Origin of the sequence: Saccharothrix sp. CB00851, from assembly GCF_001905065.1 — a bacterium.
Lineage (GTDB): Bacteria > Actinomycetota > Actinomycetes > Mycobacteriales > Pseudonocardiaceae > Actinosynnema.
Window position 1 is genome coordinate 1 of the sequence record NZ_LWLC01000002.1, and the last position, 13,092, is coordinate 13,092.

14 protein-coding genes are annotated in these 13,092 nt (G+C 67.6%); 8 read left to right on the forward strand and 6 right to left on the reverse strand.

What is annotated here, in order from left to right; genetic code table 11:
• Nucleotides 1–382 precede the first annotated feature (382 nt).
• Both A6A25_RS04240 and A6A25_RS04245 read right to left on the reverse strand, forming a co-directional pair.
• A complete protein-coding gene (locus tag A6A25_RS04240) occupies nucleotides 383–967 on the reverse strand; it encodes an NUDIX hydrolase (RefSeq protein ID WP_073886435.1) in 585 nt (194 codons plus the stop codon).
• Nucleotides 968–972: 5 nt separating this feature from the next.
• Nucleotides 973–2,634 carry an AIPR family protein gene (locus tag A6A25_RS04245; protein WP_083667940.1) on the reverse strand — a complete coding sequence of 554 codons (1,662 nt, stop codon included), beginning with the start codon at nucleotides 2,632–2,634 and terminating at the stop codon, nucleotides 973–975.
• 518 nt (nucleotides 2,635–3,152) lie between these two features.
• Here A6A25_RS04245 and A6A25_RS04250 point away from each other — a divergent pair.
• The 4 genes from A6A25_RS04250 to A6A25_RS04265 are packed head-to-tail and all read left to right on the forward strand — an operon-like array spanning nucleotide 3,153 to nucleotide 6,242.
• A complete protein-coding gene (locus A6A25_RS04250; RefSeq protein WP_073886437.1) occupies nucleotides 3,153–4,199 on the forward strand; it encodes a sigma-70 family RNA polymerase sigma factor in 1,047 nt (348 codons plus the stop codon).
• Nucleotides 4,200–4,236: 37 nt separating this feature from the next.
• Nucleotides 4,237–5,667, forward strand: coding sequence for an MFS transporter (locus A6A25_RS04255; RefSeq protein ID WP_241828495.1), 1,431 nt, complete (start codon nucleotides 4,237–4,239; stop codon nucleotides 5,665–5,667).
• A 10-nt stretch (nucleotides 5,668–5,677) separates the two neighbouring features.
• Complete coding sequence (locus tag A6A25_RS04260) at nucleotides 5,678–5,908, forward strand: ribbon-helix-helix domain-containing protein (RefSeq protein ID WP_073886438.1); 231 nt, start codon at nucleotides 5,678–5,680, stop codon at nucleotides 5,906–5,908.
• A complete protein-coding gene (locus tag A6A25_RS04265) occupies nucleotides 5,895–6,242 on the forward strand; it encodes a type II toxin-antitoxin system PemK/MazF family toxin (RefSeq protein WP_073886621.1) in 348 nt (115 codons plus the stop codon). The genes A6A25_RS04260 and A6A25_RS04265 overlap by 14 nt, the downstream gene beginning before the upstream one ends.
• Before the next feature lie 82 nt (nucleotides 6,243–6,324).
• Here A6A25_RS04265 and A6A25_RS04270 read toward each other — a convergent pair whose 3' ends face one another.
• Together A6A25_RS04270 and A6A25_RS04275 are read right to left on the reverse strand one after the other, a co-directional pair.
• The gene (locus tag A6A25_RS04270) at nucleotides 6,325–6,519 is read right to left on the reverse strand and encodes a ferredoxin (protein ID WP_073886439.1); all 195 of its coding nucleotides are present in this window, start codon (nucleotides 6,517–6,519) and stop codon (nucleotides 6,325–6,327) included.
• Nucleotides 6,516–7,715, reverse strand: coding sequence for a cytochrome P450 (locus A6A25_RS04275; protein ID WP_073886440.1), 1,200 nt, complete (start codon nucleotides 7,713–7,715; stop codon nucleotides 6,516–6,518). The genes A6A25_RS04270 and A6A25_RS04275 overlap by 4 nt, the downstream gene beginning before the upstream one ends.
• 187 nt (nucleotides 7,716–7,902) lie before the next feature.
• On the opposite strand from A6A25_RS04275, the gene A6A25_RS04280 reads away from it, so the two are divergent.
• Genes A6A25_RS04280 through A6A25_RS04290 form a run of 3 tightly spaced genes read left to right on the forward strand, consistent with a single transcriptional unit; the run spans nucleotide 7,903 to nucleotide 9,859 of the window.
• Complete coding sequence (locus A6A25_RS04280; RefSeq protein ID WP_083667972.1) at nucleotides 7,903–8,775, forward strand: ABC transporter ATP-binding protein; 873 nt, start codon at nucleotides 7,903–7,905, stop codon at nucleotides 8,773–8,775.
• Nucleotides 8,772–9,623, forward strand: a complete 852-nt coding sequence (locus tag A6A25_RS04285) for an ABC transporter permease (protein WP_073886441.1) — start codon at nucleotides 8,772–8,774, stop codon at nucleotides 9,621–9,623. Before A6A25_RS04280 ends, A6A25_RS04285 begins: the two co-directional genes overlap by 4 nt.
• Nucleotides 9,620–9,859 carry a helix-turn-helix transcriptional regulator gene (locus A6A25_RS04290; protein ID WP_073886442.1) on the forward strand — a complete coding sequence of 80 codons (240 nt, stop codon included), beginning with the start codon at nucleotides 9,620–9,622 and terminating at the stop codon, nucleotides 9,857–9,859. Before A6A25_RS04285 ends, A6A25_RS04290 begins: the two co-directional genes overlap by 4 nt.
• Nucleotides 9,860–9,901: 42 nt before the next feature.
• Here the strand turns inward: A6A25_RS04290 and A6A25_RS04295 are convergent, their stop codons facing one another.
• Together A6A25_RS04295 and A6A25_RS04300 are read right to left on the reverse strand one after the other, a co-directional pair.
• Nucleotides 9,902–11,062 carry a macrolide family glycosyltransferase gene (locus A6A25_RS04295; RefSeq protein WP_143192951.1) on the reverse strand — a complete coding sequence of 387 codons (1,161 nt, stop codon included), beginning with the start codon at nucleotides 11,060–11,062 and terminating at the stop codon, nucleotides 9,902–9,904.
• Nucleotides 11,063–11,190: 128 nt separating this feature from the next.
• Complete coding sequence (locus A6A25_RS04300; RefSeq protein ID WP_073886444.1) at nucleotides 11,191–11,775, reverse strand: TetR/AcrR family transcriptional regulator; 585 nt, start codon at nucleotides 11,773–11,775, stop codon at nucleotides 11,191–11,193.
• Nucleotides 11,776–11,837: 62 nt separating this feature from the next.
• On the opposite strand from A6A25_RS04300, the gene A6A25_RS04305 reads away from it, so the two are divergent.
• On the forward strand, nucleotides 11,838–12,938 hold the full coding sequence (locus tag A6A25_RS04305; protein ID WP_073886445.1) for an FAD-dependent monooxygenase: 1,101 nt from the start codon (nucleotides 11,838–11,840) through the stop codon (nucleotides 12,936–12,938).
• Nucleotides 12,939–13,092 lie beyond the last annotated feature (154 nt).

The following is a 13,092-nucleotide window of genomic DNA, read 5'->3' on the forward strand; positions in this document are numbered from 1 at the left end:
GCCGCACCGGGTCCTTCGCGGTCCTGGTGACCCGCTGAAGCTTCCGGCCTTCCTCCATCGACAACGGCCTGACGAACACGCTCGGACGACGAGCCACGACCACCTCCCGCACTCGACATGCGGGACCAGCCTGACCGATCAACCCAGCCGATCGATTACCGGGTCAACCCTCCGAGACGCACCACTAGAAGCGGCAGTGCGGGAACTGGAAACGTCCCCACACTCCGCCATCCGCGCCCAACTCCACATGTACGCCGACCTAGCCTTCGCCTACGCCACCGCAGGCGACAGCAAGGGAGCACTGAACTACGCGGCTAAGGCCCGCCAACTAGCCTCCCGCATCGGCTCCGACCGCCAACGCCAGCGACTGGCCAAGCTGCAACTACCCGAGATCGGCGGACCCGGCGTTGCGTGAAGCCAAGTAGAACAACAGCGGCACAATCGCCCCCGACCCAAGCACTTCACCGCGCTTGATCAGCTCCAACATCCGATCAATCGGAATCCACTCGATCCGCGCGGCTTCCTCGGCGTCGGTCGGCTCGCCTACCTTCTCAGCGTTCCGCCAGATGTAGGCATTCACCGGAGCGTCAACCATGCCGGGCAGCGGCTGAAAAGTAGCGATGTGCTCAGGCTCACCAATCGGCCGCCAGCCAGTCTCTTCCTCGGATTCCCTCGCAGCCGTAGCGGCCGGATCCTCGCCTTCCTCAACTAGTCCACCAATAAGTTCGTAACCCCACTGGTCAACAGCAAATCGATATCGCCACAGCGTCAGTACCTCTTCGCGCTCATTGAAAAGGAGCGCAACGGCCACATGATGCAGTTTGACCACATGATGCTCAAAACGGCTACCGTCCGGCGGTTCAACGTCAACGAGGTTGAGCTTCACCCACTGATTGTCGTACAAAGTCCGCTCGCCATGGACTGTCCACCTGAGGTGCTCTGGGTACTCTGTCACGTAGTCCACCATAGACGTTAGCTGCCGAGTTTCTTAAGTAGAAGATCGCCCAAAGTCCGACATTTCGTCTGATTCTTGAATAGCGGCTGAGGGTAGGAATCCGGGTACTGTTGGTTGACGATTTCCAGTAGATGTCCAACCGCATTATTTACTGCGACCTCGACATCTTTTTGCGAAATTGGCAGTGTAAAGGATTCGTTCTTTTCCATTTCGGCGAGTTTCAGGTGTCGCATGATAGCCCAGAGAATTATGCGGTTTCCGTGTACGGCAATCAGGCGGCTGCGTCCATCGTACTGCTCGCGCGCCTTTTCCAAAGCGCGATCGGTCCATCGCATCAATTCTACGGCCATCCAGACGTGGGATGCACTTACCGACGGGTTGAACAGTGCCTTGTAAGGTGCCTTGGAGGTGTCTTCCCAAAGCCTGCTGATTTCCCGCTTGCCAAGTACTGTCTCGTTGATCCCGTATGCACATGCAAGTGCGATAGTTGCATCTGTAAGATCGCACCCCTTGGCGGGGTCCGACACCGATTCTCCTGATCGATAAGCGTATCGGAGGCCCGATACGGAAAACTCCATACGTAGACGTTCCTGCTGTGGGTCAAGTGCGACGAACTCGCGCCCACCGACCCTGTTCTGGGTATTAGTTCGTCGAGTTACGAGTCTGGCGAACTCGCCGTCTGGGTCATCAACCGTTACGAATCTTACGAACACGTCAGCTGATTCAAGTAGTTCAGGGTGGTGAATAGCGGCCTGGGCAAGCGAGCTTACGGTCTGAGCACCGTTCACCACACTGGCTCGATTGAATGTGAAATTTGCTGACTTCTGATTCACGTAGGGCGTCTGCTCGAAAGCTTCGGCGGTGACGGTAATTCCATTGTTGAAGAACCAAAACCTTGATGGATCTTCCCTTGCGGTGGTTGTGATCGACTCGTTTACATCTGTTCCAACCAGTGCGCCTCGAATATTACGTGAGAAGATCAGATCCCCGTGGTCCTGGTACCACTTAACGACCTCCTGGGCTGAAGTGGTTCCGTAGTAAGCTACGCAGCCTGCTTCCTGATAACTTCCCCAATTTCGAAGGTTTACCGCAAGGTCGATCTGAGAGTTTCGTGACGCGGCGACGCTTGCATAAATCCGCTCTTGATTCAGGTGGATGTAGCTTGCGATCTCGGTGGTGTCATTCATGCTTTCGCAGAACTCGCTCAGCGCTGCTTTCTGTGGATCGGCGAGTTCATGTGTGCCGGTCGACGCAATAACCAATTCAAGCTTTGTGCCTGTTTGGAACAGGATATCCTCGATCTCGGTACGTCGTTCTTGAAGTGGGCCGCCAAACTCTGACCAGTTGTTACCAACTAGGAGCCTGACGCCGTTGATGAACTTGAGGACGTCACCTTGATCTATGCCGCTGTTGGCTTGGCCGGTCCACTTGCTTTGTACCAAGACAAGAGTTGCGCGGTCTGCGGCGTATGCAATGCCATCAATTCCGCCGTCTAGTGGATGATCTGTGACAGACTTTCCTGCGGTGCTTTCAGGGATCCCGGCACGAGCGGCAAGAGTAAGGGCGGCTACTGCGCGTGAAAGCTTGTGGTGCTCTTGGCTGGCACCGGTCAGGTCGATGTGACCAAGGTAGTTGTCTGTCAAGTGACGCTTGATCTGTGCCAGATGCAGTTCGCCCATGCACGGAGTGTAGTAGTCAGATCGCGCGTTCTCGCTGGGCACTCGACGGATGTCTACTCTTGGTAGTTAGCCAACGAGAGGGCTGGCGCTGGTCCGTTGTCGTTGGACCCTCCTCCTCGGGCGGAGGTGCCAACGTCCAATGTGGACGCTCTTGTCCACGAGCCTGTCCATGAACGGCGGACAGTAGTGTCGACAGTGCGGCAACGTGTGCGTGTCAAGTAGCAGATAGCCGCTGGTCACGGCCGTTTGCAGTGTGACCTTGGACACTCATAATCCGTCAGGTCGTGGGTTCGAACCCCACCCGCCCCACCGTGCTGGAGGGCCCGTGACCTGCGCATGTGCGGGTCGCGGGCCCTTGTGGTGCGGTCCCGGGGGTTTGGACTTAGGTGTGTCCGACCGTGCGTCAGGTGGATGTGCGGTGGCGGTGGACTGGTGGAGCGCTTGGGCTCGACCGACCCCTTTTCGGCTCCGGCGGTGTCTACCCATCTGAGAGCTCGTCTCCCAGGAAAGGAGCCACCATGCGAGGGATCCCGCCGGTAGGCGGAACCGAGGCCTTGGCCGAACGGCTGCTCGCGCAGGCGCGAGGCGGGGATGGGGAGGCGTTCCGGCGGCTCGTGGAGCCGTATCGGCGGGAGGTGCAGGTCCACTGCTATCGGATCCTCGGCTCGGTGCAGGACGCTGAAGACCTGGTGCAGGAGACGTTGTTGGCGGCGTGGCGGGGGATCGGCGGGTACGAGGGGCGGGCGTCGGTGCGGACGTGGCTGTATCGGATCGCGACCAACCGCTGCCTCAACGCGTTGCGGGCCGGTGGTCGTCGGACGAACGAATCCGTGGCCGTCCGGACGGGGGTCCCGTTGCCCGAACCATCCCACCGGCGGTCGGAGCCGAGTTGGCTGGAGCCCTACCCCGACGCGTTGCTGGACGAGGTCGCGGACCACCTGCCCGGGCCGGAGGCGCGGTACGAGGTGCGGGAGTCGGTGTCGCTGGCGTTCCTGGCCGCGTTGCAGGTCTTGCCGCCGAAGCAGCGGGCCGTGTTGGTGCTGCGGGACGTCTTGGGCTTCCGGGCGGCGGAGGTCGCGGACATTCTCGACACGTCCGAGGACGCGGTCACCAGTGCGCTGAAGCGGGCGCGGAGTGCGTTGGACCGCGAAATGCCCGGCCGGGACAGTGCGCCGTTGCCGAACTCGCCGCTGGAACGCCGGATCGTGGACGATTTCACCCGGGCGTTCCAGGCCGGTGACGTGGACGCGGTGGTAGCCCTGCTGGCCAACGACGTACGGCTCACCATGCCGCCGCTGCCGCTGGAATACCACGGGATCGCCGACAGCCGTCGTTTCCTGACCACGGTGGCGTTTCGAGAGGGCAGGCGGTACGTGCTGATCCCGACGCGCGCCAACGGCCAGCCGGCCTTCGGTGCCTACGTGCGGGACCCCCGCACACCGATCCTGCACGCGCACGGCCTGCTGGTGCTCACCCTGACCGGGAAGCGGATCAGCGGGGTGACCCGGTTCCACGACAACTCGTTCCTGCCGGCCTTCGGGCTGCCGCGCTCGCTCCGCGCCTGACCGCCTGTCCGACGCCGACAACTCGAGCTGACGGAGAATGGTGAACACCGAAACCGGACGGATGACGGCCACCCAGGCGTGGACCTTGGGCCTGGCCTCACTGGCGTCGTTCATGATGGCCCTGGACAGCCTGGTCGTGACCACCACGCTGACCACGATCCGCGCGGATCTCACCGCGTCGATCGAACAACTGGAATGGGTCGTCAACGCGTACAACCTGAGCTTCGCGGTACTGCTGCTGACCGGCGCGGCGCTGGGTGACCGATTCGGCCGCCGCAAGGTGTTCAACACCGGTCTGGTGCTGTTCACCGCCGCGTCCGCGGCCTGTGCGCTGGCCCCGGACATCGTCTTCCTGATCGTGTCCCGGGCGCTGCAGGGCGCGGGCGCCGCGATGGTGCTGCCCCTGTCGCTCACGCTGGTCACCGCGGTCTTCCCGCCGCGGACGCGCGGCAAGGCGATGGGGCTGTACCTGGGGCTCACCGGGTTGGCCACGTTCAGCGGACCGTTCATCGGCGGCGCGATCGCCGAGGGCCTCGCCTGGCAGTGGATCTTCTGGCTGAACCTGCCGGTAGGCGTGGTCGCGGTCCTGCTCGCGGCGCGGAAGGTCGACGAGAGCACCGGCCCGAACGACAGGCTGGACCCGGTCGGCCTGGCCCTGGTGACACCGGGCGCGTTCGGCGTCATCTGGGCGCTGGTGCGCGGCAACGCGGCGGGGTGGGGCAGCGTAGAGGTCGTCGCGTCGACCGTGCTCGGCATCGCGCTGGTGATCGCGTTCGTGGTCCACGAGAGGCGCACGCCGCGCCCGATGGTCCCGATGGGCTTGTTCCGGCTGCGGGCGTTCGCGGCGGCCAACCCGGCGAACTTCCTGGTGTTCGCCTCGCTGTACGGCACGATGTTCTTCCTCGCGCAGTACTTCCAGGTCGTCCGGGGTCACGGCCCGCTGGTGGCCGGCCTGATGCTGATGCCGTGGACCGGCACGCTGATGGTGTGCGCGCCGATCGCGGGCCGGTTGGTCGACCGGGTCGGCGAGCGGAGGTTCGTGGTCGGCGGGCTGTTCCTGCAGGCGGTCGGCACGGCGTGGCTGGCGGTGGTGATCGACACCGACACGGCCTACCTGGAGGTGCTGCCCCCGCTGGTGATCGGCTCGATCGGCATCTGCGCGGCGATGCCCGCCGCGCAGAAGGCGGTCGTGAGCGCGGTCCAGCCGCCGCAGATCGGCCAGGCGTCCGGCGTGTTCATGATGTTGCGCATGTTCGGTCGCGTGTTCGGCACGTCGGTGTCGGTCGCCGTGTTCGGCGCCGTCGGCGGCTACGCGACGGCGGAGGCGTTCAGCGACGGCTTCTCGGCCTCGATGGCCGCGGTCTCCGCGCTGGCGTTCATCGGCGTGCTCATCGGCCTCGCGATGCCGGTCAAGCGGCCCGTCCCGGCCGTCCGGGCGGAGGTTCCTACCGGGTACGACCGCAGGTAGCATCGGTGGTATGAAAATCAGTGTGAGCCTCCCCGAGGAGGACGTAGAGTTCGTTGATCGCTACCTGCGGCAACACCGGAGCGCCTCGCGCTCCTCGGTGATCCACCAGGCGATCACCCTGCTGCGCGAGGCGGGTCTGGAGAACGCCTACGCGAGCGCGTGGGAAGAATGGGAAGCCGGAGGAGACGCCGACATGTGGGACGTGACCGCGCCAGACGGTGTCCACGATGCGGCGAGGTGACATCTACTGGGTGGACCTGGAGCCGGCGCTGGGCGCCGAGGCCAACAAGATCCGCCCGGCCGTGGTCGTGAGCAACGACGCGGCGAACCGGGCCGCCGGACGGGGCGGCCGGGGTGTGGTGACCATCGTGCCGATCACCTCCAACACCGCGAAGGTGTACCCGTTCCAGGTGCTGCTGCCCGCCAAGGACTGCGGGCTCGGCGCGGACTCCAAGGCCCAGGCCGAGCAGGTGCGCACGGTCGCCGCGGCCAGGCTTCGCGCCCGCATCGGCGGCTTGCCGCCCGCGGTGCTCAAGCAGCTCGACGAGGCACTGCGCGTGCACTTGTCGCTCTGAGCCGCGGTTCACCCTCCGGCGTTCGCCTCACCTCGCGAGGAACGCCGCCGGGACCGCCCGTGGACGGCCCCGGCAGCCCTCGTCACTCCAGCACGCGGATGGCTCCGGCCGGGCACAGGTGCGCCGCTTCACGCGCCGCCCGCTCGTGCTCACCCGTCGGGGACGGCTGCAGCAGCACGACCGTCCCGTCCGACTCGTCCTGGTCGAACACCGCCGGGTCGGTCAACGCGCACATGCCCGACCCCGCGCACCGGTCCGGATCGACTTCGATCTTCACGAGAACTCCACTGGCAGCTCGTGCACCCCGTAGATCGCCATATCGGTGCGCATCTTGACATCCTCCGCGGGCACCGCGAGCCGCAGGTCCGGGAACTCCCGGAACAGCGCGGTGAACCCGACCCGCATCTCGATCCGCGCCAACTGCTGCCCCAGGCACTGGTGCACGCCGTGGCCGAACCCGAGGTGCCCGACCGCGGACCGGTGGATGTCGAACTCGTCCGGCCGCTCGAACCGCGCCGGGTCCCGGTTGGCCGCGGCCACGGAGATCGAGACCGTCTCGCCCTCCCGGACCACCACGCCACCGATCTCCACGTCCTCCAGCGCCGTGCGCGCGGTGCCGAACTGGATGATCGACAGGTAGCGCATCAGCTCCTCGACCGCGTTGTCCACCAACGACGGGTCCGCTCGCAGCGCCGCCAACTGGTCGGGGTGCTGCAACAGCAACAACGTGCCGATGCCCAGCATGTTCGCCGTGGTCTCGTGGCCGGCGACGAGCAGGAGCAGCCCCATGTTGGCGACTTCCTCGTCGGTCAGCTCACCGGTGGCGACCAGCCCGGTCAGCATGTCGTCGCCCGGCTCGACGTGCTTGCGCCTGGCCAGCTGGAGCACGAACTCCTCCAGCCGCTCGAACGCCGCCATGATCTCGTCGAACGAGGAGTCCAGGCTCAGCAGCTTGGCGGTGTCCTGCTGGAACGACTCGCGCTCGTCGTAAGGCACCCCCAGCAGCTCGCAGATCACCATCGACGGCACCGGCAGCGCGAAGTCCGCCACCAGGTCCGCCGGTTGTCCGGACGCGCGCATCGCGGCCAGGTGCTCGGCCACGATCTGCTCGATCCGCGGCATCAGCTGGTTCATCCGCCGCACGGTGAACTGCCCGGTCAGCAGCTTGCGGTACCGGGTGTGGTCGGGCGCGTCCATCCCGATGAACATGCCCGGCTTGGCCGGTGGCCGTTGCCGGACCGGTTCGCCCTTGACCCGGCGCGGTGAGTGCTGCAGCTCGGCCCGGCTGCTGAACCTGCGGTCGGCGTGGACCTCGCGGGCCAGCTCGTAGCTGGTCACGAGCCACCCCACGTGGCCGTCGGGGAACTTCATCCGGCTGATCGGTTCCCGTTCGCGGAGCAACCCCAACTCCGCGGGCGGGTCGAAGGCCGTGCTGCGTTGTGAAGGCAGCTCGGCGTACAGCGTTTCGGTCATCTCGCACACCTCCCAGTGCGTTCAGGGACCTACTTCGCAACATACAGAAGATTCACGAACCCGTGAAGTAAATAAGCCGTAAGGGAACGGTTGTAGTACGGCCGATAGCAGGTGTGCTACAAAATGACCGAGAACTCCGACGAGGGGGAGGTGAGGGTTCTTGGTCATCGAGGTGCGCGATCTGCGGATGCGCTACGGCACGACGGACGTGCTGCACGGGGTCGACTTCACCGCGGGCCCGGGTGAGGTGGTGGCCCTGCTCGGGCCCAACGGCGCGGGCAAGACCACGACGATCGAGATCCTGGAGGGCTTCCGGCTGCCCTCCGACGGCCACGTCCGGGTGCTGGGCGTCGACCCGGCCACCGGCGACGAGGCCTGGCGCGCACGGCTGGGCGTGGTGCTGCAGTCGTGGCGCGACCACGGCCGCTGGAGGGTGCGCGAACTGCTGCACCACCTCGGCCGCTACTACACGCCCTACAGCACGTCGCGGCAGTCCCGGCCGTTCGACACCGACGAGCTGATCGAGACCGTCGGCCTGTCCGAGCACGCCCACAAGAAGATCAGCAGCCTCTCCGGCGGCCAGCGGCGGCGGCTGGACGTGGCGATCGGCATCGTCGGCAAGCCCGACCTGCTGTTCCTGGACGAGCCGACGGCCGGGTTCGACCCGCACGCGCGGCGCGACTTCCACGACCTGGTGCACCGGCTGTCGGACCTGGAGGGCATGACGATCCTGCTCACCACGCACGACCTCGCCGAGGCGGAGAAGCTGGCCGACCGGATCCTGGTGCTGGCGGGTGGGCGGATCATCGCCGACGGCAGCCCCGAGCAGCTCAGCCGCCAGGTCGAGGGCAGGTCCGAGGTCCGCTGGACGCACGACGGCTCGCGGCACGTGCACACGGCCGACGACGCGACGGCGTTCGTGCGCGACCTGTTCCGGCAGCACGCGACGGGCATCTCCGAGCTGGAGGTGCGCCGCAGCACGTTGGAGGACACCTACCTGGCACTCGTGCAGCGGCACGAGAGCGGCCAGGCGAGCGAGGAGGAGGTGGCGCTCCGGTGAACGCCAAGACGCAGGCCATCCGGCTCGGCGTGGACCGCGGCGTGCGCGAGTTCCGCCACTCCATGGGTAGCTCGGACCAGTGGTACAACGTGTTCACCGGCCTCGCCGCGCTGACCGTGCTGTGGTTCCAGCGCGACTCGTCCATCGACGGCTCCGGCGTCTCGCTCGCCGCGCTCACCCTGCCCAGCATGCTCGGCATGGGGATGGTGTTCGGCGCCCTGGTCGGGCCCGCGGGCCAGCTCTCGACGAACCGCGAGGACGGCACCCTGCTGCGGGCCAAGGCGGTGCCCCACGGCATGGTCGGCTACCTGGTCGGCCGGGCCGTGCAGACCTCGCTGGACTCCCTGTCCGGTCTGCTGATCGTGCTGGTGCCCGGCCTGTTCCTGGTGAACGTGCTGGCGGACGCGGGTGTGGGTGGCCTGCTCGCCCTGCTCGCCGTGTTGGCGCTCGGCATGGCGTCGATGCTGCCCTGGGGCGCGGTCGCCGGGTCGATCACCAAGAGTCCCGGCGGCGCGATGGGCATCACCATGCTGCCGATGATGGGCCTGATCGCGATCTCGGGCATCTTCTACCCGATCACCGCGATGCCCGGCTGGCTGCAGGGCGTGGCGCAGGTGTTCCCGGTGTACTGGGCGGGCCACGGCGCGCGGGCGGCGCTGCTGCCGGACGCGGCGGCGGTCGCGGAACTCGGCGGGTCGTGGCGGATCCTGGAGATGGTGGGTGTGCTCGGGGTGTGGGCGGTGGTCGGCTTCCTGCTTGCGCCTACGATCCTGCGTCGGATGGCTCGCCGTGAGTCCGGAGCGGAGATGGAGCAGCGCCGTCAGGCGGCGTTGCAGAGGGTGCGATGAGCGAAAGCGTCTACAACCGGATCGCGATGCTGCGCGCGGAACGGGGAGTGTCACGCCGGCAGCTCTCCGAGGCGTTGGGCATCCACTACCAGACCGTGGGCTACCTGGAACGGGGCGAGTACAGCCCCAGCCTGTACCTGGCGCTGCGCATCGCGCAGTACTTCGAGGTACCGGTGGAGGTCGTGTTCTCGACCGACCCGTTCCCCCGGCTGGGCAGCAACGAGCGATCCGCGTAGACGGGGTGGGGGCGGCGCCGACGGCACCGCCCCCTTTTTTCGCTACCCGAGTTCCGCCTCGATCACGTCGGCCGCCGCGGTCGTGCCGCCCGCCGCCCGGATCTCGGCCTTGATCGCCGCGAGCCGCGCGGCCACGTCCGGGTCGTCGGCCAGTTCCAGCACGGCGGAGCGGAGGTCGGCCGCGGTGACCTCGTCCCGTTCCAGGTGCCTGCCGACACCCAGGTCGACCAGGCGCATCGCGTTCATGGCCTGCTCGCCCAGCACGGGCAGACCGACCATCGGCACGCCGTGGTAGAGCCCTTCCATCGTGCCGCCCATGCCGCAGTGCGTGATGAACACCTTGGCGTGCGACAGGATCTCCAGCTGCGGCACCCACCGGTGCAGCTGCACGTTCGACGGCGGCTCGCCGAGCGAGGCCGGGTCGACGTACTTGCCGATGTTGATCACCACGTGCCAGTCGAGGTCGCCGAACGCCTCGAAGCACCGCCGGTAGATCCCCGGCTCGTTGGTGTAGGCCGACCCGAACGACACCAGCAGCACCGGCCGGTCGCCCGCGGGGCGTTCCCACGTGCCCTGGAACGACGACCGGTCGCTCAGGCACGGTCCCACGAACGTGTACTTCGGGTGCACCGACTCGTGGTTGGGCTGGAACGACCGCGCGATGCTCACCACCGCCCGGTCCGGGTGGCCGACGTACGTGCGACCGGGGATCGGGCAGTCCTCGGCGGCCAGCCACTCGTCCAGGTCGGTGAAGAACGCCTCCACCTCAGGGGCGTCGTACAGGTGCGCCATCTCCTCCTCCCAGCCCTCGTACGTGACGAAGGTGGGGGAGAACTGGATCGCGGGCACGCCCCAGCGCCGGGCGAGCAGGCGCGCGGTCCACGCGCCGATGTCGTGCACGACGAGGTCCGGCCGGTCGTCGGCGTACGCGGCCTCCAGCACCGGCAGCACGGACTTGGCCTCGTCGAGGAACAGCCGCATCGCGGGCGCCATCTCGGTCGGCCACTCGCGGTCGTCGGTCGGCAGGCCGGTCGGGTACACGACCGGCTCGGCGCCGGCCTTGTCCACGATGGACGCGAAACCGGGGTCGACCGCGTAGGTGACCCGGTGGCCCCGGTTCACCAGCTCGGTGACGACGGGCAGCGTCGGGTTGACGTGGCCGTGGCCGGGGATGTTGAAGAAAGCGATGTGTGACACGGGAATCTCCGCTTGGTCAGGGTTGGCTCGATGACCCCGTCACGCGTGGCGCGTGGGGGTTGACGGCTGCCCTGAGCTCAGAGGTAGAAGACCCGGAATGCCCACATGCGAACCACGATAGCGGCGGCTGCCACTCATTTTCCGAGCACGCCGCGCAGCGCACCGCGGACCGCGGCGGCCAGTTCGGCACGGCTTTCCGGGGTGCCGGGCGCGGGTGCCCCGAGCGCGCCCGCGCCGACCAGCCGGTCGAACACCAGGCCGTCGATGAACGCCACCAGGTCCCGGCTCTGCCGCTCCGGGTCCTCCGCGCCCAACGCCGTCAGCAACTCCCGCGCCTGCGCCCGAGGCCGTTCGCCGTGGGCCAGGATGCCCCGCAGCTCGGGGTGGTGGGTGGCCTCCAGCAAGCACGCGTACCGGGCCAGGGTGCGCTCGCGGGCGGTGGTCATCCACCGGTCGAGTACGTGCGCGATGCCCTCGGCGAGCAGGTCGGGGTCGAGCGGGACGTTCACCCGCGCCTCGACCACCTCGGCGTTGTCGAGGTCGGCGAGCCGCTGCACGACGCCCTCCACGAGCGCCTTGCGGGTGCGGAAGTAGGCCGAGGTCGAGCCGGGTGGCACGCCTGCCTGCGCGTCCACGGCGCGGTGGGTCAGGCCTCGCATGCCCTTGGTGGCCACCACGTGGATCGCCGCGTCGGCGAGGGCGGCCATGCGCTCGGTCACTTGCCTCCTCCTTCTACGCCTGTAGAGTACGGGTTCTCTACAGGTGTAGAAGGGGTGGGACGATGAAGGCGGTCGTGGTGGGCGGTGGCCTCGGCGGTGTCACGGCGGCGGTGGCCTTGCGGCGCGTCGGGTGGGAGGTCGAGGTGCTCGAACGCGCGCCGGAGTTCGGCGAGGTCGGCGCGGGTGTCGGCGTGATGCCGAACGCCATGCGGGCGTTCGAGGCGCTGGGGCTGGCCGACGACGTGCGGCGGATCGGCACGCCCCGGGTGGCCGGGACGATCCGCGACCCGAAGGGGCGGACGCTGACCCGCGTGGACCCGGCGCAGGACCGCGTGGTCGCCGTGCACCGGGCGGACCTGCACCGGGTGCTGCGGTCGGCGTTGCCGGCGGAATGCCTGGTCACGGACGCCGAGGTGACGTCGGTGGACGACCTGGACGCGGACCTGGTGGTCGCCGCGGACGGCATCCGCAGCCGCGCCCGGCAGGCGCTGTTCCCGGGGATGCCCCAGCCGGTGTACGCGGGCACCACGGCGTGGCGGAGCGTGACGACGGCCCGGTTCCCGCGCGACCTCGGCATCAGCCAGACCCTCGGTCCCGGCACGGAGTTCGGCGTGCTCCCACTGGGTGACGGCCGGGTCTGCTGGTACGCGGCGACGGTCGCGCCCGCCGGTGGCCGTTCGGCCGACGAGTGGGGCGAGGTGCGCCGCCTCGTCGGCGACTGGCACGACCCCATCCCCAGCCTGCTCGACGCCACGCCGCCCGACACCGTGCTGCGGCACGACATCCACGAACTGGCCGTGCCGCTGCCGACCTACGTGCGCGGCCGGGTGGCGCTGCTCGGCGACGCGGCCCACGCGATGACGCCCTACCTGGGCCAAGGCGCGTGCATGGCGATCGAGGACGCCGTGGTGCTGGCCGCGGCGTGCGCCCGTGCCGACGACGTGCCGAGCGCGCTCGCGGCCTACGACCGGCAACGCCGTCCGCGCACGCAGTCGATGGCGAAGGCGTCACGACTGCTCGGGCGGGTGGGGCACAGGTTGCGCAACCCGCTGGCCGTGACGCTGCGCGACGCCGCGATGCGCTCCGTGCCGGCGTCGATCGGGACGGCGCGGGTGTCGAAGTTCCTCGCCTGGACGCCGCCGGCGCTATCACCCGATAGGTGAATATGCTGCTGTGATGTAAATCACAAGCAACCGCCGCGATTCGGCCGGATAACGATCGAATATCACTCGTTTCCGCAGGGTGCGTCACTCTTCTGCGCGATCAAGCACTTACCGTGCGACACCAAGGACGTGTTGCCGCACCCCCTCCGCACCC